Here is a 24765-nt window from a genome sequence, read left to right as displayed (position 1 = left end):
CTACAGTTAAGAGTATTCCCTGAACGATTTCCGTTAAACATCAAGAGGTTGCATTTTCTTCGCAAAGTCCGTAATCAACTTATCGAGCGGTTGCGGATGATGCAGATAGTGCCCCTGGACATATAAACGTTCGCCTAGCATTTCTACCTGCTTGTATTGCGATAATGTCTCGACCTCTTGAATGACGAGCGAAACACCGAGCGCCTCCGTCAAGGCATAGACCGACCGGATCATCGACTGTTCGAGCTGATTTTGAGCCAAACGTCGGGTGAAGATGGGATCGAGTTTGACCGCCTGGACCGGTAGATGAAGCAATGAATTGAGCGATGCATAATGGCTACCGAAATGATCGACCGTCAAGCGGTATCCCGCGCTTCGTAACAGTTGAAGGCGCTCAATTGCTTTTTTCCGTCCCGTCTGCAATACTTCTTCCCGAATCTCGAGGACGACACGATCTTGTTTAAAGTTTGCTTGCTTCGAAAAGGACAAGAGTTCTTCTAACAGTTGATTCGACTGGAATTGACTCGCGGAAAGATTGACCGCAACCGAAACCGGTAAGTCGAATTCTGCTTCGAACCGTTCGCGATCGGCAATCGCTTGGCGAATCGTAAATCGACCGATGTCGCCAAAGACCCCCATACGTTCTGCAATTGGAATGAAGTCAGTCGGGCTGACGAATCCGAGCACAGGATGATTCCAGCGTAATAAGGCCTCGACCGCAACGGTCACCCCTCGCTTCATATCAAGAATCCGCTGGTAATACAGTTCGAATTGCCCGCGTTCTAACGCATGCGTCAACTCTTCTTCAAGAACGGAAGCGAACGGATGCTGTTCGAACTCCCGCTGTTGATTGACGAACAGCATTCCATTTTTCCCATCGAGCTTCACTTGTTGCATCAAGGCCTCTGCCGCATAGACTTGCGTCTGTCGGTTCGTATAATCCCCCGTCAACAAACTGACACCGGACGACGCCGTCAAATGAATTGGTTCAAATCCGATGTCCGCGATCGGCGCCTCGATTGCTGCCATGATGTAATCGGCATACATCGCACCCGTTTGTTCAAACTCTCGTTCATCAAGCGGCGCAAGAATGATAAATTCATTGCCGTCCTTCCGTCCGACGACATGATTCGGAATCGGAACATATTTCAGCCGGTCGGCGAGGACTTGTAAAACCCGGTTGCCGACACGGTATCCGAATTTGGCATTGACAGCGTGAAAGTTATCCAGGTTCAAGACCATTAAAAATGCCGGATGAATCGTCACACTTGAAATCAAACGGTTCATGTACCGTTCATTGTACACATCCGTCAAGGCATCTTTAATGACGTATGTTTCGACACTGATCGATTTGCTGATGATATCAGCGTAATGTTCAATCAATGCTAAATCGCTCGCTGAGAAGTCATATGGTCGATCGTCAAAAGCACAAAGCGTTCCGATTTTCTCATTGTCGGCGTTTTTGATTGCGACGCCAAGAAAGCTCCCGTTTCCTAATGCCTTTGTGACGGGATGGTCGACCGTCAATGGACTCGTCAATAACTCATTGATTTGAATTTTTCCTGCATTCTCATCGATGACCAGTTTACAAAGGACGTGGTTGAACACATGCGTCGATCCTTCTTCAATCAATTCTTGATCTTGATTGATTGCTTTGACGATGAAGTTGCTACTTGAATCATTCAGTGCGAAAAATAACGAATTGACGCCAATTTTTTCACTGAGTTTCTCTAAAATTTCTTCGACGAGCGGATGTAAGGCTTCGTAGCGGCTTTGAGAATTATCCATTGTGCTGCCTCCTTTCGTATCATGACATCGGATGAATCGGGAACTCAACGATGAAGCGACTTCCGACACCAACTTCTGACTGAACAGAAATCGCCCCCCCATGGTCCATGACGATCATTTTACAAATCGCAAGTCCGAGACCTGTCCCGCCAATTTTCCGGGTATCCGAGTTATCGGCCCGGTAGAATTTATCAAAAATGAACGGTAACGCCTTATCCGGAATACCGATCCCTTCATCTTCGACTTCAATCCGGACGTCTTGTGCTGTCACTTCAGTACGTATCTCGATGTTTCCACCATTCGGTGAGTATTTGATCGCATTCATGATTAAGTTCGTAAACAATTGCTTCATTTTTTCTTCGCTTGCCATCAAGAGATGCGCCCCTGAACCGAACGCCATCCGAACTGTATGTTCACTGCTCGCTAACTCGAACATCGTTTTCATTTCAATCAGCAGTTTCTTTAAATCAATCGTTCTTTTCGTTGCCCCTTGCGTCAAATCTTCACCCTTTTGAATTTCGAGGATGTCGTGGATCAGCTCAGACAAACGGACGGTCTCGGAATAAATCGTCTCAAGGTATTTCTTTTGACGGGGTCCGTCGAGGGAACGCTTCATCAACAATTCTGTGAATCCCATGATTGAAGAGAGCGGCGTCCGCAGTTCGTGAGAGACGATGGACACGAATTCAGCTTGCTTCAAGTCGAGTTCTTTATCTTTCGTCACATCGCGCAAGACGAGCATCATGCCCCACTCGACGTTCGCAATCGCAATCCGCTCCGCATAGGCACTGAGCAAGAGATTGCCTCGAAAGGCTGACAGTTCAATCGTTTCACCCGGTATATCACCGTTCATCAGCTGACCAATATAATCGTGCAACGCATCCGGTTGGTCGACGTGCTCAAACAGCGATGTCGCCCGCTCGTAGGCATGCCGAAATCCTTGTGCTTGATTCAACAGTTTTGGCGGGAACATATCGAGCAACGCTTGGTTGGCATAGATTTGTTCGCCACTACTCTCGATGTAGAGGACTGCTTCGCGAATCGAATCGAGTAACTGGTACGTCTTGATTTTTTCATGCTCCATCTGATGGAACAAGAGGTGTCGCTCTAACGTCATCCCGAGCTTGCGTGACAAGTCTAAGATGTCTCCGACTTGTTCTAAATTAAATTGCTCGAACTCATGCTTTAAATAAATCAACCCGACGACACTGTTGTTACTCGGTGACTGGATTGGAATCGCGGACTCATATCCTCCTGTTTCAATCGGCAGTTGGACGGACTTTCGCATCACGAATGCACGGCGCAAAACGGAATATTGATCTAAGTCCTTTTCAATCAACTCCATCTCTTCCACCGCCTCTGTCACGACATGACTGAGTTGTTCGCGCCGGTAGAGAATGATTGCACCACGCGTCAATCCGATGAGCGGAAGCAGCTTCAACAGAAGCGTCTCGCACGCAGATTCGACGTTTTGTGTCGCGAGTGTTTCCATGATTTCATTTCGGTGTCTTAATTTATCTTCGGCTGCGAGCAAGTCGTGTTTCAGCTGACCGATTTGTTGCTGATCCGTCGTGACGTCCGCACTTTGCTCGATCGAAGGAAACGATCCACTCTTCAAACGATATGGTCGTGTTTTTTTAGTTGGACGGTACCGCATGACTTTTTTCAATGAATTTCTTCCTCCTAGCTGAAAAATCGTTTCTAAAATTATACCACGCGTATGAGAAGGCGGGCATACATCATTTGAATTCTTCTTGCTTCAGTAAGGAGCGGAAGGACACTTCAAATTGCTCGTTTTCTAGGCGCGTCCGCTTTTTCGGTCCCTTCGTCCGTCCGCCGGCCCGACGAATTTGTTGGCCGACATGCCGCGTATGCAAGAGAAAATCAATATTGTCATCTGTAAAGATTCGTCCATTTTGGTCAATCGGCCGTCCTTTACGCGCTAAGGCAAGTGCCGCCAGTCCATAATCTTGTGTGACGATGATATCACCCGGTGAAATCCGGTTGACGATTGCATAATCGACCGCATCCGGACCTTGTCCAATTGTAATCGTTGTCGCCCCCGCCCGGTTAAATTCATGCGCTGTATCACAGACTAAAAACACGTCCACCCCGGCGCTTAACCGGATTGTCAAATCAACGACTGGACACCCATCGGCATCGACTAATACTTTCATTTCCCTCTTCCTCTCTGTTTACCTATCTGTCTTCAGTGTCCGCGAGAAACAGAAACACTGTCAAGCGAATCGCTATAAGTTGACCCGAGTCCGTTTTCGCAAGACAATAGATAGGAAAGGAAGTGCCCGTATGGAGCAAGCTACATTCAAATCATTTTTACATCTTCTCAAAAAAAGTAATCCCCCGGTCGGTCTGCTATCAGCAGCCGTCGCCGTATCGGTCATCCAGGCATTAGCAGCACTGATGATTCCGTGGTTTCTGAAATCACTGATTGATAATTTCTCGGTCGATCGGCTGACACCCGGACTGATTTCCTTATTCATCGTCGTTTTTCTCGTCCAACTCGTCAGTAACGCCTTTTCGATTTACTGGCTCCAGATTGCCGGGCAACGCATCGTCGCCAACTTGCGGACATTACTGTGGAAACATCTCCTCGGTCTACCGGTTCCATTTTATGATGAAACAAAATCAGGGGAGCTCGTCTCCCGTCTCAACAATGACGCGACGACGTTACAACAGTTGTTGTCGGAGCAGCTCGTCCGCCTGTTGACATCCGTCGTTTCCATCATCGGGGCCATCACGATTTTATTTTTCCTCGATTGGCAGATGACGCTTGTCATGGTGATTGCCGTTCCGTTGACGTTACTGATCATCATCCCGCTCGTCCGGAAACTGCATGAGATTTCCCGGGCGACACAAAAAGAACTCGCCGGATTATCCGGCTTCTTCGCCGAGATGTTGAGCGAAGTCCGGCTCATCAAATCGCAAGCGACCGAGTCTTACGAAATGGACCGTGGAAACGAAAAGATTGAGAATCTCTTCGGCTTCGGCGTCAAAGAAGGTCGGATTCAAGCGATTCTGTTACCGCTGTTCAACGTGACGCTGACATCGATGCTGATCATCATCATCGGCTTCGGTGCTTACCGGGTCTCGACGAACCAAATTTCTGCCGGTGAGCTCGTCGCCTTTTCACTCTACTTGTTCCAAATCATGACCCCGCTCGTGACGATGACAGAATTCATTTCGAAGCTCCAGAAAGCACGCGGGGCGACAGAACGAATTTCGGAACTGCTCGAAGAACAGCCGGAGCAACAAGGAACGCGTGACGTCACCCGTCCGTTCGGCGCGGTTCAGTTCAATCAGCTCTCGTTCGGCTATGATGAGACGACGTTACTGCATGACGTGTCCTTTTCTTTGCCGCACGGCCAGACGACGGCGATCGTCGGACCAAGCGGTTCTGGAAAATCGACGTTGTTTGCGTTGCTCGAACGGTTTTATCAACCGACGTCAGGAGATATTTCACTCGGACCGGACGGCATCGAGACGTTCCGACTTGAAAGCTGGCGCCGGGCAATCGGCTACGTCGCCCAGGATTCACCCGTCTTGTCGGGAACGATTCGTGATAATTTACTGTACGGACTCGTCCGTGACGTGACGGAACAGGAAATCCGCGATGCTGCAGAAATGGCGAATGCCGATGCCTTCATCGAGTCGTTCCCGCACGGCTACATGACGGAAATCGGCGAACGCGGGGTCAAACTGTCGGGTGGACAACGGCAACGAATTGCGATCGCCCGTGCCTTGCTGCGTGATCCGGAACTCTTACTGCTCGACGAAGCGACGTCAAGCCTTGACTCAGAATCGGAACGTGTCGTCCAAGAAGCACTTGAACGTCTGATGCGCGGACGGACGACGTTCGTCATCGCTCACCGCCTGGCGACAGTCCGTCACGCGGATCAAATTATCGTTCTTGAGGACGGACGGGTTTCCGGCATCGGGACACACGACACCCTCGTCGAGACGAATGTTTTGTATAATAAACTCGTAACGCAACAATTCATCGGTCAGACCGATGCAATCAGGGGGAATCACGGATGACGAAAACGGTAGGATTTATTGGACTCGGTGTCATGGGGCAAGGAATGGTGCGGAACTTACTGAAATCCGGTTTTGCCGTCAAAGGCTATAACCGGACAAAAGAAAAAGGCTTACCGCTCGAACAGGACGGGGCGACGATCGTCGACACGATTAAAGAAGCCGTCACCGGCGCAGACGTCGTCATTTCAATCGTCGGGTACCCGGAAGACGTCGAACAGATTTACTTCAGTGAAGACGGAATTTTAGCGAATGCTGCGCCCGGGACGATCGTCATCGACATGACGACATCAAGCCCGGCGCTCGCCGTCAAAATCGCGGAGCAGGCACAAGCAAACGGGCTCGTTTCACTCGATGCACCTGTCACAGGTGGAGACCTTGGTGCGAAAAACGGGACACTCGCGATTCTTGTCGGTGGTCAAGAACAGGCTTTCGCTGACGTCAAACCATTGTTTGAGGCGATGGGACGCTCGATTTCATTATTCGGTGGTCCCGGAAAAGGACAATCGGCGAAACTCGCAAATCAGATTGCAATTGCCGGTTCGATGATCGGGACAGCTGAGATGTTATTGTTCGTCACGCGCTCCGGCATCGACCCGACCCAGTTCGTCGAGACGATTAAAAGTGGTTCTGCCGGCAGCTGGTCACTCGAGAACTTGATTCCGCGTGTCATCGCGGAGAATTATTCACCAGGATTTTTTGTCAAACATTTCATCAAAGACATGCGTCTGGCACTTGAACGGGCGGATGAGATGGGAATTTCGACACCGGGTCTCGCGCTCGTCAAATCACTGTATGACGAGCTCGCAGCGATGGGGCACGGTGAGTCCGGTACACAAGCACTCTATTTATTACTCGCTGAAAAGTCACCGCAACAATAACCGTAACAAAAAGGTTCGCCCGATTCAGTTGGGTGGACCTTTTTTGATTACTTGATATCGATTAATGAGAAATCGTATGTGGCAACTACTTCTTGCTTCTCGTGCTTTTCATGCAGGAATCATAAGAAGAGAGTGCCTTCGTTGTGGCAACCGCTTCTTGCTTCCCGTGCTTTCCACATAGAAATCATAAAGGGAAATCATAAAGGGCAAAGTCCGTTTGTTGCGGCAACCGCTTCTTGCTTCCCGTGCTTTCCTCGGGCGAGCCGCAAGCCGTTGCTCCTTGCTTCTGACGAACAAGGAGCAGGGTCTCGCCTGGCTCTGCCAGCGCAAGGTGACCTTGCGCTTTTTCCCGTAGGAGTCACGAAAAGCGAAGCGATTCTGAACATATTATCTTTGGCTTCTTGAAAATAGAACAATTCAACCGAGCCGTCCGTCTTGAATCGCTCCCTAGCGAATAGCAGTGCATTTGTGACCCTGCAGCGCAGCGAAGCGGCACAAATCACTGCCGCTTGGGAGACGAGGCAAGGCAGGAAGGCACGAACGGTCAGTTTACTCCGAATTTACCATTACATGACTCACAAACAACATACCTCTGAGCATATTATCTTTGCCTTCTTGAAAACAAAATGATTCGACCGAGCCGTCCGTCTTGAATCGCTCCCTGGCGAATAGCAGTGCGTTTGTGACCCTGCAGCGCAGCGAAGCGGCACAAATTCACTGCCGCTTGGGAGACGAGGCAAGGCAGGAAGGCACGAACGGTCGGTTTACTTCGAATCCAGTCCAACTCAAAAGGTCCTCCGATTTCTCAGAGGACCCATCCGTGCCAATCATTCGACCGTTGTTGGTTGTTCTGCTTTTAATTTCTCATAAAAATGCGCCATCGTCGTATCGAAATACGGCGTCAGGAAGATGACACCGACCGTACTCAACAAGGCGAGAATTCCCCAACCGATGAAGCTGATGTAGAGTTTGATCAAACGTCGTTTCTGTCCACGCATCATCCGTCGGCTCTCTCCTAATACTTGAATAAACGACAGTTCCGGACGATCGACGAGAATATACGGGACGAGTCGGTAAACAAGATAGAAATAGATCGCCGGTAAAATCAAAAATGATCCTGCATAGACGAGCAGTGTGACGACCGTGTACGAAAGAATCGTCCGGACATATGATTTCAACGAAGCGAATCCTTCGAACAACGTTCCGATGCCGGCTTTTTCACCTCGAACGAACCGTAAGTAGGAAATCGTCCGTCCGACCGTGACCGGTGCCAAAATAATCGTGACGACGATGTTCAAGCCAACGAACTTCATCATACTTCCAATGTCTTCTTGATCAAACGACATTCGACTGGCCGCTAAGGCAAAAATCGCAAAATAGACGATTGAAATGCTTAGCCCAACAAACCAGTTGCCTTTTAATGTCGCGAGTGCTGTTTTTTTGTACGCTGAATTTGTCATCATAAACCCCTTCTCACTTCACTTTCCCATTTGATTTTAACGTAGTCCCGCTTGAAAAAATAGGGACGTGCTTCGATTTCAGAGAAAGTTGTGACAAACTACTGAAAGATGGACGGACGACAGCAGCAAACAAAAGGAGAGGCACACCCTCCCACTCAGGGAAGATGCACCTCTCGTTACCGATGCTTTTTTAAAGAAGTGATTTCAAGGCCGATACTCTTGATGCATCGACTTTTCCGTTAACGAGAACTGCTGAACCGACGTGGAGTTCGGTCGCTTTCGTCGTTTCCAACAACTCTTTTGCTGCTTCGACGGTGATCCCGGAGCCCGGTAAAATCGTCAATTCCTCGTGTCGTTCAACGAGTTCCGCGATGACCACTTGTCCTTCGAGCGCCGTTGCTTTAGCACCTGACGTCAAAATGCGGTCGACTTCCGGGAAGTCGGCTAAGACCTCGGCTGCTTCGTGGATATCACGGCTGCTATCGATGGCCCGGTGGAACGTCAGCGACAGCTCCCCTTTGTGTTTGATGACGCGACCGAGGAATCCTTCATCAATCCGTCCATCCGCTGTCAACGAACCGACGACGATGCCGGCAGCCCCTAATTCACGAATCAAGTCGATATCGGTGATGATCGTTTCTTGATCCGCTTCTGAATAAACAAATGACTTACTATGTGGCCGGACAAGGACATGGACCGGGATTTCGACTGCCGAAAGAACTTGACGAATCAATCCGTAACTTGGTGTCAGTCCACCTTCCGATAAGGCAGATACGAGCTCGAGTCGATCTGCGCCTGCTTGTTCTGCAGCCGTCGCCTCTTCGACGGTTGCTGCGATTACTTCTAACATGTACATCCCTCCCGCATCAGTGTATCACGAGACGACGGTCCAGTTCACCCGTTCGTTAAACAACTTCATCTCCCATGATGGTGGATAGGTCGAAGGACTGAGGACGATTTTAGCCCGTCGGAACTCGGCGACTTTATACTTGCGGTTCCCCTCAAACTCGTCACATGCTAAAAAGGCATAGACGTCTTTCGTACAACCGATGACGGCTTTTTGAATCAAGGATGACTCGATGTCGTCACTAACGAAGCCTCGTTCGATTTCTGCGCCGTCAAATGCAAGGAAACAGGCATCAAACGCATAGGAATCAAGTGCTTGCAACACTTCGACACCGACCGTTTGACCATAGGTGTCGACAGTTCCGCCAAGTAAGCGGATTTCACCGTTGAACGGTCCATTCTTACGACATTGTTCCAGATGGTTTGCGATCGAGAGCGAGTTCGTCACAATCGTCGCCGCTCCCGTTAAGTACGGCAATAAGTGCTCGACGGGTTCCCCTTTTCCTAAAAAGATACAGGAGTATTCACTGAGCCAGCCTTTCGCGTAACGCGCGAGACGACGCGACAATTGATCCGTCCGACGGGAAATCGGCGATTCCGGTTTTCCGCCTTGATAGATGGCTCCCCCATAAACACGTTTGAGTTGGCGGTCCCGCTCGAGTTCCTCCAGGTAGCGACGGACGGTCTCCCCTGAAACATCCAATCGATCAATTAAATCTTTCGTCATGACTTTCCCTTCTTCTTCAAGCCATTTCATGATTTGTCCTTTTCGTTCTTCTCCGAGTAACGACACACGACCTTCCCCCTTCATTAACGAGTACTAGTTCTAGTGTACCGAACGTCTGTAAAGGTCTTGTAAATCCGGTGTAAAAAAACGTGTGCTTCCTATGAATTGTTGTTGAATTCCTCATTTTTTCAGAATTAACACGTCCCTCAGACAAAAAAAGTCCACCTTTATTCACGGATGACATGAATAAAGGTGGACTAAAGTCAGACTGTTATTGCTTTTCTTTATCGAACAACGGAATCTTCGACTCGGTCCCTTGACGAATCCGACCGATGTTATCGCGGTGTTTGAAGATGACGAACAAAGCAAGTACGGTAAAGAACGTCGGAACGATCCAGTCGTGTTGTACGATGCCGATCGACACGGCAGCGACGATTCCGATGCTTGCCGCGACAATCGAGCTGAGCGACACCATTCGACTGAAACGAAGCGTCGTTAAGAACGAGACGAGCAAAATCAAGAATAAGAGTGGACTCGTCACGAGCAACATCCCACCTGATGTCGCGACAGCTTTTCCACCTTTGAACTTTGCGAAGATCGGATAAATATGTCCGATGACTGCCGCAATACCGGCAAAGAGTGGATGGAGTTCTGACGCGAGCAGAATTGGGACGAGACTCGCGACCGCCCCCTTACCGAGATCCCCAATCAAGACGATGATCCCGGCTTTTTTACCTAAGACACGAAACGTATTCGTCGTTCCTAAGTTACCGCTCCCGTGTTGGCGGATATCTATCCCGTGTCCCCATTTTCCGACAAGTAACGCAAATGGTATCGATCCAAGCAGATAGCCGAGAATCAAAATCCCAATGATTTCAATCATGGTCAACCTCCAAAGTATTAATGACCGACCTTCATATATTCTTCGAGAGTCTGTCCATTATTTTTGATTTGTGTTGCAGGACCGACACCGACGTAACGAATATGCCATGGTTCATACGTATACCCTGTCCGCGCTTGGAACCCTTTGTCATAACGAACGATGAAACCATACTTCGCCGCATTGTTCGCAATCCACTTACCTTCTTTTGTGTTGCCGAGTTCAGCTGTCAAGCCGTTTCCGACGCTCGGGGCTGAAATATCGAAGACGAGCCCTGTCTGGTGTTCACTGTGACCAGGACGTGCCGAATATTGATCGGCTGCTGCTTTCCCGTCTCGTGCGACATAGTTATTGTAGAGGACCGTCTGGCGTTGACCGGACCGGAAACCACTGACCGCATTCAATGTCACGCCGTCTGCTTTAGCGGCTGCGAACATCTTCTCAATTTGTTTTGCGGCAGGTGCGCGCATGTAACTTTGTTCGAGCACACCCGAGTAAGAGAAGCTGATGTCTGGAACGACGAGATCAGACGGTTTGTAGTCGATTGGCAGACTGTATTTCTTGTTGACGACGACGAGTTCATTGAGTCCTAAATCGGCCTTCGTATCCGATTTATCGACGTCCGGTGTCTCTGATTCCGGTTCAGACTTTTTATCCGGCTCAGGATCTTGCGACGATGTTGTTTTACCATCATCCTTTTTATCCTCAGTTGCTTTATCTTCCGTCGCTTTATCGTCTGCGGCTTTTTTATCAGCAGCGGCTTTCTCTTCTGCTGCCTTCTTGTCTGCTGCTGCCTTATCTTCTGCTGCTTTTTCTTCCGCAGCCTTCTTGTCAGCAGCTGCTTTCGCGTCCGCTTCTTCTGCTTCTTTTTCTTTCGCTACTTCTGCGTCTGTCTTCTTATCTTCTTGGGCGACGTTGTCATCCGTTTTTTCTTTTGTCGCATCTTCTGTTTTAGTGGCATCTTCTGCGCCTTGATCCCCAGGATTACATCCTGCAAGGAGGAGCGCTAACGTGCTGACTGCTACGATTTTCTTCATCGTGTATTCCCCTCTTCCTTCGTGCTATTCTATGTTACCTCTAATTGACGCAATAGAAAAGCCCTCCAGCAAGAAATCCTGCTGAGGGCTTAGGCTTAGTTCGAAACGAGTCGTGCATCCTCAGCACTCATCTGTTCATAGATGGCATGCCAGTTCGGAAAGACCTTTGGTAAACGAATCGGTCGGAAATTTTCTTTTTTGACGACGACATGCGTCGTTTTTCCAGCGACGGCAAGTTGACCATCCGCATTTTTGACTTCATAGCCGTAAATCGTCCGAAGTCCGTCGTAATGGCTGATCCAGACCGAGACCGTCGCCGTATCGCCATACGTCAATGACCGTTTGTAGTCGAGATTGACGTTCGTTACCGGTGAGACGTAGCCTGCCTCTTCCATTTCCTTATAATCAAGACCGAGCGACTTAATCAACTCCGTCCGGGCGATTTCAAGATAAACGAGATAGTTCGAGTGATAGACGATCCCCATCATGTCCGTTTCCGCATAGCGAACCGGTATTTCAATCGTGTGCATGTAACTTCCCCCTTAAAAATCCTCTTTTTCAAGATAGGACCATTCTGAACCGCTGACACTCGCTTTGTCAATCAATCGGACGGACTGTTTCGCGATTGCCCGTTCGACAATCGTAATCGCGGCACGGGCGTTTCCGTTCGGCACGACCTGAATCTGTTCATCTAAGGCCAGACGCGCTTCTTCCGTCAAGACATACCCGTAGCGTTCCGCGTAATTGACGATGATTTCAATCAACTCGTCTTTCGCGTAGTTCGGGAAGTGAAGTTCCCGCTTAAAGCGTGACTTCAGACCGGGATTGCTTGCAAGCAGTGCCTGCATCGGTTGCTCGTAACCGGCGAGAACGACGACGAGGTTATCGTTATGCTTCGTCATCTCATCGACGAGCGTATCGATTGCTTCCTTGCCGAAATCATTCGCCCCGCCGTTCAACGAATAGGCTTCATCGATGAAGAGGACACCACCGAGTGCGTCACGGATGACGTCCCGTGTCTGTTGCGCCGTCTGTCCGACATAACCGGAGACGAGGTCGGCGCGACTGACGACTTTCAAATGTCCACGTTTCAAATATCCCGCTTGACGCAACACGTCAGCATAAAGGGCGGCGACCGTCGTTTTACCCGTTCCGCTGTTGCCGCTAAAGACGGCATGCAGTTCGACCGGTAAGACTTTAAAGCCTGCTTCCTGGCGACGCTGTTGCATCGAGAGCAGTGCCTGGATTTGTTTGAGTTCTGCCTTGAGTTCCGTCAGACCGACGAGTGACGCTAACCTTGCATCGATCGACTCGTCTTCCGGTGCCGCGAGTTCGAAATCCGCTTGTTCGAGCAGGGCAAAGTCTTCATGACTCGCACTTTCGCCGAGACTCGCACCCTTTTTGAAGATTGCATCGAGGACGATGTTACGGACGGCACGCCCGTTTCCGAAACTCGAGTCGACCCGTTCGCGCTCGAGTCGCGCAAGTAGCGTCCGCTCCGCTTGATCCGTCAGGACATAATCGTTAGACGTCGCAATCGACCGACCGATTTCAAGCAATTCCTGATCCGTATAGTCGGCGAGCAGATAATGGTTCGATTCCGGAAAACGGCTCCGGAGTCCCGGATTCGCTTTTAGGAAGTCACGCATCTCTTCCGGATAACCGGCGAGGACAACGGCGAAACGTCCCGCGTATTCCCCGCTCGTCATCGCCGCAACGAGCGTATCGATTGCCGCCTGTCCGTAATCATTCCCGCTTTGACCGGACCGTTTCAAGGCATAGGCCTCATCGATGAAGAGGACACCACCGACCGCCTCCCGGACTTTACTCATGACCTGTTCTTCTGTCTGACCGACGAATGCACCGACGAGCGACGACCGGTCCGTCTCGACGACTTCCGCCCGTTCAAGCAATCCGAGTTCATGATAGATTTTCGCCATCAGACGAGCGAGCGTCGTTTTTCCGGTACCGGGGTTACCCATGAAAATCATGTGCAGTGACGGCTGGTCACTCGACCGGTAACCGTCTTCCGTCCGTTTTTGCTGGTACTTCAAGAAACGGTACATTTGATGGACACGTAACTTGATGTCTTCGAGTCCAATCATCGCATCGAGTTCCTCGAGTGCCGAGCGTTCGACTTGTTTGATCTCAATCGGGAGCAGTGAGACGACACGGCGTAATTCTTCCGTCGCCGTCACCTTCAGCTCTGTCATCTCCCGAAAGGCTTCGCGTGAATAAAACCGTTCCTGTAAACTGTTGACAAAGTCCGTCGCCGTCTGTTCGAGTCGGGCACTCGACAAGAGGAGCGCTTTTGCCGCCTCGAACAATTCCGTCCAGCGCGCCGCATCGATCCGCCGCAGCCGTTCCGTCAATTCGACGACTTGTTCTGTTTCTTGTACGATTTGACTCGCCTGCTGAATCATATCTTTTGTCGCCGATCGTTTCGCATTGGCATTATCCGTCTCACGGATCGTCGGGAACGTGTTCGCGACGAGCAGTTGATAACTGCCTTGTAATTGTTGTTCAATCATCAATTGCTCCAAGCGTTCCGGTAAGCGACCGTGTTGTTTGATTTCTTGAATCCAGCTTTCTGCCAGCGCATCAATCCGTCCCGTCATGATGTACCGGTGTTCGACGAGTAGCGCGAGAATCCGGACGAGTGCTTCCGTCTCTTTTAACAGCCGACTACTTTGTGCGTAGCGTAAGGCGCGGACCTCCTCGACTTTTTCACCCTGTTCCCAGGCTTCAATTTGTTTGAACATCTCCTCTTTCGAGAATGCTTCCATCGCTTTAGTCCCTCCTACTTCTCGAAAAAACCGACTTTTGTCGCCACGATGTGCGACGTTCAAGTCGGTTTTTCGATTACTTCATTTTTAACCAAGCTGGATCAAATTCATCCAACGACTCGATTTTTTTCATTTTGACGGAATAGAATAACTTACCGTTATTCCGTGACTCCGCCCCTAAGACTTTCGAACGGTCGGATGCGACATAATATGTCGCTTCTTCTTGATTGTCCTCTTTATCGAAGAACGATGGATACTGTTTAATCCACTCATCCGGAACCGTGCTTGCCGGTTCTTTTTTGACGTAGACGTCTGCTGCATTGCCGGCAATATCCGCCTCGCCCTCGATTTGACCAAAGTCACCTTTATCGATGAAGTCGAGGATTTGTTCATTGAAGCCACGCGATAAGAATGGGCGCGGCGCACTGACACTTTTCGATGCTTCCGTCTCATTGACTAGCTTGCCGTCAGCGTCGTATTCCCGGAACATTTCACCGTCCCAAATCGCCGTCGTGCCTGTCGAAGGTCCTTCAATGACTTCCGTTCGGAAATGACCCTGATCGTCAAATACGACTTCGTACGTCCGAGCTTCGAGTGCATCTTCCTTCGTCGATAATTTCTTTTCGACATACTGGATGCGGGACATCGTATAGAACGGTTTGACGGGAGTCGCTTCATCCTCTTTAGAGGTCTGTGTCGTATTCAGTAAATAAAAATTATAGGCAAGGAGTATCGCCATTGCCACGATTGCTACAGCAATCCATGTACTCGTTCGTTTCGTCATGCCATGTACACCATCCTAATCAGTCTCGATTCATAGTTAATGGTATCGGTTTTACGCCTAGAATACAAAGGGTTTGTCTAAGTTCAACTGATTTCTGAGGAAATACGGCAGACTTTTGAACGATTCCGTTCATCGAACATACAAATTGACAAAAAAAGACGAAATGAATCACGTGCGCGCGATTCATCCCGTCTTCGGTTAATTTTCTTTTGGTTCACGTGCGATGATCATCGATTCGTCGACGAGGTAATACGAATGCTGTGGCAATTCGCGTAAATAGCCTGTCGCAAACAACATCGCACAATCGACTTGAAATGTCTTCGTGTACTTTTTCAATGGTAACTTGCCTTCTTTATCAAAATAGCGATCAACGGCGAGCTGGACGTGATCCATCTCATAGACGATGTCCCGGTCTTTTGCTTCCATGATCGCGAACGTCTCCCGCGACATGTAAAAGCTTTGTGTCGACCGAACACCGAGGTGGACAGCCAGGCGGTCTAAATCAATTTTCTGTGCTTCGTCGAGTAAGACCGTCCGGTTCGTCCCTTTCGGTAACGTCAACTCAAATTCGTGGGTCGCTTGTTTGACTTCATCGAGCGTAACATCACGAATCGGTAAAGGTTCTTCCTCTTTCGGCTGAAACCACTTTTTGAACCGACTCATCGGCTGGCCTCCCTCCTATAGAAAAAGGCGGGGTTCCCCCCACCTTTTCAATCAACGACAATCCCTTATTTTTGAAGACGTTCGCGAAGGACCATCGGTAAGATTCCACCGTGGCGGTAGTAATCGATGTCGACCTCCGAGTCAAAGCGGGCAATCGCTTCAAACTTCGTGACTTTTCCGTCTGCAGCTGTCGCTGTGACTTGGATGATGTCACGCGGACGGACCGATTCGTCGATTGCGATACTGATCGCTTCCTCACCTGTTAGACCAAGTGACTCAGCAGACGTACCTGCGACGTATTGAAGTGGTAAGACACCCATCATGACAAGGTTCGAACGGTGAATCCGCTCGAAACTCTCGGCGATGACGGCTTTAACGCCGAGCAAGTTCGTTCCTTTTGCTGCCCAGTCACGCGACGAGCCCATACCATAGTCTTTACCAGCGAGGATGACGAGACCTGTGCCATCTTCTTTATATTTCATCGCAGCATCGTACATCGCCATCGTTTCACCAGTTGGCCAGTACGTCGTGAATCCGCCTTCTGTTCCCGGTGCGACTTGGTTACGGATCCGGATGTTCGCGAATGTCCCGCGCATCATGATTTCGTGGTTACCACGACGTGAACCGTACGAGTTGAAGTCTTTTGGTGCAACGCCTTTATTGACGAGGTATTGACCGGCTGGTGTCGTTTTCGAGAATGATCCGGCTGGTGAAATGTGGTCTGTCGTAACAGAATCCGCAAATTTACCGAACACACGGAGATCATTCAATGCTTCAACATGTCCAGCTTCCTTCGCCAAGTTCTCGAAGAACGGCGGGTTTTGGATATATGTCGACGCTTCGTCGAAGTCATATTGATCGCCTGTCGGGACGTCGAGGTTGTTCCAACGTTCGTTTCCTGTGAAGACTGAATCATATTCAGCACGGAAGCTTTGTGGTGTGACGACTGTGTTGATGATCGTCTGAATTTCGTCACGTGACGGCCAGATGTCCGCGAAGAAAACTTCTTGTCCGTCTTTACCTGTTCCGAGTGATGCGTTCATGATATCAACATCAACTGTTCCCGCGATTGCGTATGCAACGACGAGCGGTGGTGATGCCAAGTAGTTGGCTTTGACGAGCGGGTGAACCCGACCTTCAAAGTTACGGTTACCCGAGAGGACAGATGAGACAAGCAGGTCTGAACCGAGAATTGCATCTTCGACAGCACGGTCGAGTGGACCCGAGTTCCCGATACATGTCGTACAGCCGTAACCGACCGTGTTGAACCCGAGCTCATCGAGGTACGGTTGAAGTCCTGATTTCTCAAGGTAATCCGTTACGACTTTTGATCCCGGAGCAAGTGACGTCTTGACGTATTTTGGAACCGTCAAGCCAAGCTCGATTGCTTTTTTCGCAACGAGTCCGGCACCGATCATGACGTAAGGGTTTGATGTGTTCGTACAGCTTGTGATGGCGGCGATCGCGAGGTCCCCTGTACGCATCTCGACCGCTTCGTCTTCATACTGGATAACTGCGACTTTATCTTTTTCATCTTCAGAAAGACCGAATCCAGCATTGCCTTGCGGCGCTGTCAACGCTTTTTCGAATGACGTGTGGACGTCTGTCAAGTCAATCCGGTCTTGTGGACGTTTTGGTCCAGCAAGCGCAGGAACGATCGTTGAAAGATCAAGTTCAACTGTTTTCGTGAACGTTGGATCTTCGTTTTGTGGTGTGTAGAACAAGCCGTTTGCTTTCGAGTAGTTTTCAACTTTCTCGATCAACTCTTCTTCACGACCTGTCAAGCGAAGGTACGTCAACGTTTCTGTATCGACTGGGAAGAATCCGCATGTCGCACCGTATTCTGGTGCCATGTTGGCGATCGTCGCACGGTCAGATAATGACATCAAGTGAAGTGATGGACCGAAGAACTCAACGAATTTACCGACAACGTTTTGTTGACGGAGCATTTCCGTCACGCGAAGGGCAACGTCCGTTGCTGTTGTTCCCGGGTGCATTTCACCTGTGATGCGGACACCGATGACTTCAGGAACTGGGAAGAATGACGGTTGTCCGAGCATGCCGGCTTCCGCTTCGATTCCACCGACGCCCCATCCGAGGACACCAAGACCGTTGATCATCGTCGTATGTGAGTCTGTTCCAACGAGTGTATCCGGATAGACGTCGACTGTGCCGTCTGCCGTTTCTTTTTCAAGGACGACTGATGCCAAGTACTCGAGGTTGACTTGGTGGACGATTCCTGTTGCCGGTGGAACGGCACGGTAGTTGTCGAATGCCGTCGTTGCCCAGCGTAATAATTTGTAACGTTCTTCGTTGCGTTCAAACTCTAAATCCATGTTTTCAGCGAGTGCGCCAGCGAAACCGTAGGCATCGACTTGAACCGAGTGGTCGACGACGAGGTCAACTGGAACTTCCGGGTTGATGACCGATGGATCACCACCGAGGTCCTGCATCGCTTTACGGAGTGACGCGAGATCAACGACAGTCGGAACACCTGTGAAATCTTGCAAGATGACGCGTGACGGTTTGAACGGGACGTCGATATCGTTCGAAACTTGGGCAGTTCCCCATTTCGCCAAGTTTTCGACGTGTTCTTTCGTGATTGAGCGACCATCTTGTTGACGAAGAACCGATTCAAGCAGGACACGGATGGAATATGGAAGACGTTTGACTTCCGTTAGTCCGAGTTCTTCTAATTTTTCCAGGCTGTAATAGTTGTAATTTTTACCGTTCGCTTCAAACGAACGGCGTGCACCAAACACGTCTTGCGTTGGTTGCGTTTGTTTCATGCTGATTCCCCCTTTAAGTGTTGACGACATCAAGCCCCTGATACCGCTTACTTGTACAGCTCTATCATAGTATAATATGGGTCTCGTTACAATTTGAAAGAACAAAAGACTTTTGATAAGTTTTCCTTATCGCCTAATTGAGAAGTTATATCAATCATATGCTTAGGCGGAGTTCACGTTTCTAGTTTTCGATACTTCCGTTCCGGGTACTACTAAACTGTAGAACGACATCAGAACTTTCTGGAGGCGGAAATTATGGCAGAATATAAAAATGATGCAACCCACGTCGTTACGACGATTATTTTCAACGATTTAGAAAAAGCCAAAACTGGCTTTGAGATGATCAAGGACCTCGAAGCGATTAAAGAAATCGAGATGGAACAGATGGTTTTAGCGAAACGCGATGAGACGGACGGGTTTTCGTTCATCGATGCAATTGACTTTACGCAGCAGGATCAATCGTTCAAAGGCTCAATGATCGGGATGGCAGTCGGTGTCGTCGGTGGACCATTCGGGATGCTCGTCGGTTCTGTTGCCGGATACTTGATCGGCGCAAACCGGGACGAAAAAAACGAACGCGATTCGTTTGATTTATTTAACCGGACGCTGAACCAAATCAGTGCCGATCACTACGGTGTCATCATCATCAGTGAAGTCAATGAAGATTCAGAAGCGATCAATGCGATTGCGGCTGAACTCGGAGCGACCGTGCGCCGGACCGGTGAAACGTTTACGGATGAGACGGTGTGAACTGAAAAGATAAAGTATATGCTTCGCCCCCGTTTTTTCGGGGGCTTTTTTTAGCCATGTTACTCTGTGTGACAAATTACGATCTTTAAGTAAACGCTGCTTCAAATCGAAGCAACACACCGTATAATTCTTCGTCTGACAGTACTATCTTGTCCGCCATTATCGCTAAATCCTCAATCAGTTTATCTTCAGAAAAATATAGCTGCAGTATCGACAGGCTGTCCTCAATGGTTGATACAAAACTTTGATCTTTTACATTGATGTTTAAGTAAGCACCACGGATCATCCGCTTAACGAGAGATCGTTTTTCCGTTTGAGCCATGTCGCCTGCCTCTAGTTTTTCATGAGCTTTACGCAACTGGGCAGCTAGCTCCCGATTTAGAGCACGACTGATCCGCACGTCCGGTTTCATATTCGGAAACTGATCAGATAAGTCGCAACCCTCGATGCAGGAACAGACATGACGTATCCAAAAGCCCCATTCATACAGATTTTCAGGACTGAGCACTGTATCAAGTGTGCCTATGTCGTAATCAACTTTTATGATTTCAGCATGCCGCTCTAACAAATTTTGTGTCACTTCTCTTAAAGAACCCATTTGAACGTCTTCTCTTAAAATCACCGTCAAATCTAAATCTGATTTTCCAGGGACGGCTGTACCGCGACCGATACTGCCGTATACGTAAACGCTGTGAAGTACTTCACCAAACTGTTTTTTCAACAGACCCATCACTTCTTCAATGACAGGTCGAAACATCGCTTGAGTACGCACGACACTCGTTTGATTCATAATATAGCCGGCCTCATCGGTGCCAAGTCGTGTAGGCAACTGCATGTCATCGACACCTCCAAATCAATTCTATTCGAGAAATTTAAACATCGCCTACGGTAACCATTGGTAAATTGATACAATATTATCAGATGGAGCCAAAAAGAGGGAGAGTTCAAATATGTCAGATAAAAATTATACCTATTTGATAGAGGAAATCGAAAAGCTGAAATTTCACAATCAAACGTTACTGACTCTACTCGGAAATTTACAACCGGATGCAATGGAAAACACAACGATACATGAAGCTGTCATCTTATTCGATCTTTCAAAAAGTGATCTACGCGGGCTGAAAGACCTGATTATCAATTATGATCATAACCGCTTTGCTTTTGAACAAAAAGCACTACTGATTAATCCTGTTTTCAGCAAAGATAACTTACTTTTCATAGTGAAATCTTTCGTCAGCTCAGAAATGCTTACTACTTTTGGAAATAAAATTTTAGCTGATTACGAAGTGAAAACTGAATAACGTAAATTCGTTTAAAAGAAATTGGTCTTGTGGGAGTCACTTTTTTCGATGTCCGTTCCAACATCTGACGGACTTAATGTACCAACTACCTTTTATGGTGACAAAGCAAAAAGAGATTAATTAATTTCTGCTATCACGCCGTAATGATCGCTTGGAAGAACAGCATATTTGCCCAGCAACTTATCGCCAAATATTTCTACAGAATCTATTTGCCAACTTTTTAAAGATGTCTTACTTTTTAGAAGAATCCAATCGTACCGTAACGTTTTTTGTGAGGTTCCTTCGTTCTTTAGGTATGTATTGTTAGTGTAGTCTAAGGTTGGTTGAGCTTTAAATCCTCTTTTCTCATAATTTAATGCCACATCAGACCAATCATTATAGATTAAATATCTATGTGTATTAGAATCAGGCACGTCGTTAAAGTCACCGCAAAGTATTTCGTAGGATTTTTGATTGTCGGAAATCCACTGGTTGACGGTCATGATTTGCTCTTGACGAATTTCTTCCGTCCTCCAATTTAAGTGAACATTAGTAATTCCATAGTCTAAGTCATCATGTTTAACTGTTATTCTAATCGCACAGTAATTAGACTCATCTGTATCCGTATTCCAAATCATATCCGTTGATGTTATTGGAAATTTGCTTAAAAAAGCCAATCCCTCGTCTGGTGAATCAGGATATTCTTTAAAAATACAGTGAAATGATTCTAGTTTTTCACTTATATAGTGAGCTACGTTCATATTACTTTCTGCACTAATAAAAGTTTTCACTTCTTGAAGAGCAATTATGTCTGGATTTATTCTTTGGATTTCACCGCAAATAACCTCTATCCTCTTTTCCCACTCAACCTGTTTGTTCCAAATATTAAAAGTGGCTATCTTCATCGTATTTCATCCTTCATTTGATTTGTTTTAAAGTTCAATAAGATAACTTTCTTCCTCCATGATGGAGGTGACAACATCCTTAGGCTCTAAATGGGTAGTATCCAAAAAGTAAGGATGTTGATTTTTTTCTGAGAGAAAATCAGTTCTCAATATTTTTACCCGCTCCCCCATTTGTTCATTTTCAGAACGCGTTTTGTCGCGATTTACATTGACTTTCTCATCCGTCCACAAAATGACGAATTTCATCTCAACATCTAAAGAGAACAATTCAGGGGCATAGATACGGATATCTTCTAACGAAATTATCCAATCAATAATCACATCGAAATCAGACTTAATAAAGTTTTTTGTCAGTGCAATCAGGTTCTCCCACACGAGTTTTTTTGCTTGAACTGATTCCCAAGGTTTTTCATGTCCCGAAACTGGGAGGTGGCTTATAAGATCACCCGAAATATAAGCACTTCTCTTAATTCTTTCAGCTAAAATGGTTGACGTCGTTGATTTCCCTACTCCTGCTGGACCTGATATGAAATATATTCTGTTTGTCATTTCTGTTCTCCCTTTCGGTCAGGGGATTCAATGTATGTTTAATTGTCCTAACTCCTTGATGACTCGCTCAACTGCAAGTTTTGTCGTTTCCGGGTCTACTTTACTTAATTTATTTTGTTGGACGGAAATCACTAAATTCTTGTAGCTGATAAGTATTAAATCAGATTGATTCGCGAGTTTTTGATTCAATTTGTCATAGCCCGAGCTGCTGGGATACTGGATCATATCTTCGCCTATGTAGTGGTCGGTGTAGGCAAAGTGGACCGACAACTGCGTCGTCTGTTTTTTATCTTCGAAATATAGGCTTTCTTGTGTTGAGGCACTATCACTACTTCCATCAACGGTTAACCAATTTCTTTTACCAAAGCTTAATTCCTTGTCGATGATTGTGAAATCTGAACGCCGCGTACTTGCTTTTAGCTGAAAATGATCAATCTTCAAGTGTTCGTTCATGTGTGCAAACAGCTGTTCAAACTGGTCATGATTCATGATTTGATTTTCATCTGTTTTTTGATTCGAAACAGTGACTTTTTTCTTTTCTGATTTAGGCTTAGATGTCACAGCATCGTCTGTGCATCCCGCAATCAAAAAAACACTGGATAACAAAATCAAGTATTTTTTTCTCCATTTCATTTAATGTTCTCCCTCCAGGACTCCACATACGAAACGACATACTCTTTTTTCGTCCGACTGTACTTCATCTCGAAGAAGTACAGAATATTCTCTTTCTGATTCAAGACAGAATACGAATACGTCTTGTACGCCTTTAAAAAAACAGGCTGTTGTTTACCGGCTTGCTTTCCGACTTTTGAATAGTCGATATACGAGACGGCTTCGTATCTCCCGAGCCCTGTTCCAGTCAGCACGTCATCCAACTGCTTTTTCGTCATGCCTTTTTCAATTTTTTGATTGTTGTAGACACGTTTCGAATTTTCGACGGATACGTCAAACCAATGTTTTTCGACAAGCTTTAACTGCTTGCTGTGCTCTTTCGACTTAAATACGAGCAACATCCGGACGGTTTGGAACGTCACTTCATCCGTATTGTCCGATTCATTCGGCACCTTTGGATTCGGATACAAATAAAACTCATACTTCAAATATTTTAGCTTCCCGCTTTTATCGTATGTATTGGAATCGTATACCTCTCCACTGCATAAAAGATTAACTTTCACCTCATCTTCTGAGCGGTCACACAGATGTTTTTTATAGTTCTTGCCATACATGACTTTCGCAACACTGGTCATCGAGGCATTCATTTTTAACTTTTTAAAGGTGTCATGTTGTGTTTCTTTTTTGTTTTTCGCCACGGCTTCGTTTGACGGAAAACCTGTCAACATCAGACCTATTGAGACGGACAAAACAATCAGTACTTTAATTACATTTTTCATGTTACCCCCCTCCTTCAACAGCGTTAATCAACCGAAAGTAAATCCTTGAACTGGATGATGCTGCTGCCTTTTTTCTCATAGTATTCAATCATCTCCGGAAGCTTCTTTTTGTCATAGCTGGTAATCCCGTCCGTAATCACTGTCACGTCATAATCCAGTTTACGTAAGTTGAAGCAGGTCGATTTGACACAAGCTGTCGCGTCTCCACCGGTCAGATAAAAGGCGGTGATCTCGTGCTGCTCAATAAACGCCGCGAACGCTTCGCTTGTTAAAGCATTCCCCTTATATTTTGTGAATACATGATCTGAAACGATATTTAAATCGGGTGCTAACTCGGCACCACGTGTCCCGGTTTTAAACGTTCTTGTCCCGGCTGATAAATTTTCGTGCCGGATATAGACCACATGCATGTCCTGTTCAACTGCCCAATCAATTGACTGATTGATCGTACCGATGACTTCCTTATAATTTTTTGTCATGTCATTTTGAATATCAATAACGACTAACGCTTTCTTTTGCATGTAAATTCCTCCTGATCAATGAACGGATTTTTAGTTTTGATGATGTTATGCTTCCGATTCGTATCGGATAACGTACACTTGAGGTAAGAAGCAAATTCAAGGAGGAATGCCCCATGAAAGAAAAATACTATTTTGACGTCTTTCCTGAACTGACGAGCGAACAGCTGTTATTAAAAGAAATTCGATTAAGTGAAGCGAATCAAATGATTGAGATTACGGTCTATGATGGGCAACAGGCAAAAAACAGCCTTGACGTAGTCAACATCTTGAGTCAGATTGCCCGCGATTATTTCAATGGGGACGGGATTACGTGGGGACTGTACTTAAAGTCGACCGGCGAATTTATCGGGAACTGCTGTTTTTGCCGCGGCTACCAAAACAACATTGCTGAGATCGGCTATGTCCTGAAACCGGACTTCCGCGGTCACGGCTATATGACAGAAGCCGTCAAGACCGTTACCGAGTTTGGACTGCAGGAGATGAAAGTTTTACAAGTCTGCGCGTATACAGAACATGAAAATCGTGCCTCCCAATCCGTACTTGTAAAAGCAGGCTTTCTCCGCAGCGCTGATGATGGGGAGACTTACAAATATCTAAGTAACTAGCGTCTTCTGATGAACGGATATCTTCCACATATGATAAAATTTAACCAAGACGCAGATGTCCGAACGCTGC

The 24765-nt window shown here is 47.4% G+C and carries 24 protein-coding genes; 5 read left to right on the top strand and 19 right to left on the bottom strand.

Annotated elements, in window-relative coordinates; all coding sequences use genetic code 11:
* Positions 1-33: 33 nt before the first annotated feature.
* The 3 genes from KNP98_RS08395 to KNP98_RS08385 all read right to left on the bottom strand — a co-directional run bounded on the left by KNP98_RS08395 (position 34) and on the right by KNP98_RS08385 (position 3965).
* A complete protein-coding gene (locus tag KNP98_RS08395) occupies positions 34-1788 on the bottom strand; it encodes an EAL domain-containing protein (protein ID WP_214811089.1) in 1755 nt (584 codons plus the stop codon).
* Between the two features lie 19 nt (positions 1789-1807).
* Positions 1808-3457 (bottom strand): sensor histidine kinase, encoded by a 1650-nt coding sequence (locus tag KNP98_RS08390; protein WP_239456866.1) that lies wholly within the window; start codon positions 3455-3457, stop codon positions 1808-1810.
* A gap of 70 nt (positions 3458-3527) precedes the next feature.
* Positions 3528-3965, bottom strand: coding sequence for a YaiI/YqxD family protein (locus KNP98_RS08385; protein ID WP_088836799.1), 438 nt, complete (start codon positions 3963-3965; stop codon positions 3528-3530).
* 130 nt (positions 3966-4095) lie between these two features.
* Between KNP98_RS08385 and KNP98_RS08380 the strand changes: the two genes are divergently transcribed.
* Positions 4096-5844 (top strand): ABC transporter ATP-binding protein, encoded by a 1749-nt coding sequence (locus KNP98_RS08380; RefSeq protein WP_088836798.1) that lies wholly within the window; start codon positions 4096-4098, stop codon positions 5842-5844.
* Positions 5841-6722, top strand: a complete 882-nt coding sequence (locus KNP98_RS08375; protein WP_214811087.1) for an NAD(P)-dependent oxidoreductase — start codon at positions 5841-5843, stop codon at positions 6720-6722. Before KNP98_RS08380 ends, KNP98_RS08375 begins: the two co-directional genes overlap by 4 nt.
* A gap of 827 nt (positions 6723-7549) precedes the next feature.
* Here the strand turns inward: KNP98_RS08375 and KNP98_RS08370 are convergent.
* From KNP98_RS08370 to acnA, 10 genes are all read right to left on the bottom strand, one after another.
* Positions 7550-8182, bottom strand: coding sequence for a DUF975 family protein (locus tag KNP98_RS08370; RefSeq protein ID WP_214811085.1), 633 nt, complete (start codon positions 8180-8182; stop codon positions 7550-7552).
* 190 nt (positions 8183-8372) lie between these two features.
* Positions 8373-9032 (bottom strand): copper homeostasis protein CutC, encoded by a 660-nt coding sequence (locus KNP98_RS08365; RefSeq protein ID WP_214811083.1) that lies wholly within the window; start codon positions 9030-9032, stop codon positions 8373-8375.
* Positions 9033-9056: 24 nt separating this feature from the next.
* Positions 9057-9821 carry a DeoR/GlpR family DNA-binding transcription regulator gene (locus tag KNP98_RS08360; protein WP_214811081.1) on the bottom strand — a complete coding sequence of 255 codons (765 nt, stop codon included), beginning with the start codon at positions 9819-9821 and terminating at the stop codon, positions 9057-9059.
* 205 nt (positions 9822-10026) lie between these two features.
* Positions 10027-10638, bottom strand: coding sequence for a glycerol-3-phosphate 1-O-acyltransferase PlsY (gene plsY / locus KNP98_RS08355; protein WP_214767442.1), 612 nt, complete (start codon positions 10636-10638; stop codon positions 10027-10029).
* 17 nt (positions 10639-10655) lie between these two features.
* Positions 10656-11672 carry a M15 family metallopeptidase gene (locus KNP98_RS08350; RefSeq protein WP_214811079.1) on the bottom strand — a complete coding sequence of 339 codons (1017 nt, stop codon included), beginning with the start codon at positions 11670-11672 and terminating at the stop codon, positions 10656-10658.
* Positions 11673-11767: 95 nt separating this feature from the next.
* Positions 11768-12202, bottom strand: a complete 435-nt coding sequence (locus KNP98_RS08345; protein ID WP_034801290.1) for an acyl-CoA thioesterase — start codon at positions 12200-12202, stop codon at positions 11768-11770.
* Between the two features lie 12 nt (positions 12203-12214).
* Positions 12215-14458 (bottom strand): AAA family ATPase, encoded by a 2244-nt coding sequence (locus KNP98_RS08340; protein ID WP_214811077.1) that lies wholly within the window; start codon positions 14456-14458, stop codon positions 12215-12217.
* A 76-nt stretch (positions 14459-14534) separates the two neighbouring features.
* Positions 14535-15242, bottom strand: coding sequence for a hypothetical protein (locus KNP98_RS08335; protein ID WP_088836791.1), 708 nt, complete (start codon positions 15240-15242; stop codon positions 14535-14537).
* A gap of 198 nt (positions 15243-15440) precedes the next feature.
* Positions 15441-15905, bottom strand: coding sequence for a DUF3939 domain-containing protein (locus tag KNP98_RS08330; protein ID WP_088836790.1), 465 nt, complete (start codon positions 15903-15905; stop codon positions 15441-15443).
* Between the two features lie 65 nt (positions 15906-15970).
* Positions 15971-18694 carry an aconitate hydratase AcnA gene (acnA, locus tag KNP98_RS08325; RefSeq protein ID WP_214811075.1) on the bottom strand — a complete coding sequence of 908 codons (2724 nt, stop codon included), beginning with the start codon at positions 18692-18694 and terminating at the stop codon, positions 15971-15973.
* Positions 18695-18949: 255 nt separating this feature from the next.
* Between acnA and KNP98_RS08320 the strand changes: the two genes are divergently transcribed.
* Positions 18950-19444 (top strand): hypothetical protein, encoded by a 495-nt coding sequence (locus tag KNP98_RS08320; RefSeq protein ID WP_159173715.1) that lies wholly within the window; start codon positions 18950-18952, stop codon positions 19442-19444.
* A gap of 85 nt (positions 19445-19529) precedes the next feature.
* On the opposite strand, the gene KNP98_RS08315 is transcribed toward KNP98_RS08320, so the two are convergent.
* Positions 19530-20279: a nucleotidyltransferase domain-containing protein gene (locus KNP98_RS08315; protein ID WP_214811072.1), complete on the bottom strand. Its 750-nt coding sequence runs from the start codon at positions 20277-20279 to the stop codon at positions 19530-19532.
* A gap of 115 nt (positions 20280-20394) precedes the next feature.
* Between KNP98_RS08315 and KNP98_RS08310 the strand changes: the two genes are divergently transcribed.
* Positions 20395-20745 carry a hypothetical protein gene (locus KNP98_RS08310; RefSeq protein ID WP_214801185.1) on the top strand — a complete coding sequence of 117 codons (351 nt, stop codon included), beginning with the start codon at positions 20395-20397 and terminating at the stop codon, positions 20743-20745.
* A gap of 116 nt (positions 20746-20861) precedes the next feature.
* Here the strand turns inward: KNP98_RS08310 and KNP98_RS08305 are convergent, their stop codons facing one another.
* Genes KNP98_RS08305 through KNP98_RS08285 form a run of 5 tightly spaced genes read right to left on the bottom strand, consistent with a single transcriptional unit; the run spans position 20862 to position 24090 of the window.
* Positions 20862-21629 carry an endonuclease/exonuclease/phosphatase family protein gene (locus tag KNP98_RS08305; protein ID WP_214807791.1) on the bottom strand — a complete coding sequence of 256 codons (768 nt, stop codon included), beginning with the start codon at positions 21627-21629 and terminating at the stop codon, positions 20862-20864.
* Between the two features lie 27 nt (positions 21630-21656).
* Positions 21657-22178 (bottom strand): AAA family ATPase, encoded by a 522-nt coding sequence (locus KNP98_RS08300; RefSeq protein ID WP_214801180.1) that lies wholly within the window; start codon positions 22176-22178, stop codon positions 21657-21659.
* A gap of 27 nt (positions 22179-22205) precedes the next feature.
* Positions 22206-22811 (bottom strand): hypothetical protein, encoded by a 606-nt coding sequence (locus KNP98_RS08295; protein WP_214811069.1) that lies wholly within the window; start codon positions 22809-22811, stop codon positions 22206-22208.
* On the bottom strand, positions 22808-23569 hold the full coding sequence (locus tag KNP98_RS08290) for a hypothetical protein (RefSeq protein WP_214807786.1): 762 nt from the start codon (positions 23567-23569) through the stop codon (positions 22808-22810). The genes KNP98_RS08295 and KNP98_RS08290 overlap by 4 nt, the downstream gene beginning before the upstream one ends.
* Before the next feature lie 23 nt (positions 23570-23592).
* Positions 23593-24090: a cysteine hydrolase family protein gene (locus KNP98_RS08285; protein WP_214801174.1), complete on the bottom strand. Its 498-nt coding sequence runs from the start codon at positions 24088-24090 to the stop codon at positions 23593-23595.
* A 113-nt stretch (positions 24091-24203) separates the two neighbouring features.
* Here KNP98_RS08285 and KNP98_RS08280 point away from each other — a divergent pair, with 113 nt between their 5' ends.
* Entirely contained in the window at positions 24204-24695 is a 492-nt protein-coding gene (locus KNP98_RS08280; protein WP_214811067.1) for a GNAT family N-acetyltransferase, read from the top strand.
* The last annotated feature ends 70 nt before the right edge of the window (positions 24696-24765 follow it).

This window comes from Exiguobacterium sp. s127 (assembly GCF_018618695.1).
GTDB classification, from domain to species: domain Bacteria; phylum Bacillota; class Bacilli; order Exiguobacteriales; family Exiguobacteriaceae; genus Exiguobacterium_A; species Exiguobacterium_A oxidotolerans.
This window is presented reverse-complemented; position numbering and strand designations above follow the sequence as displayed.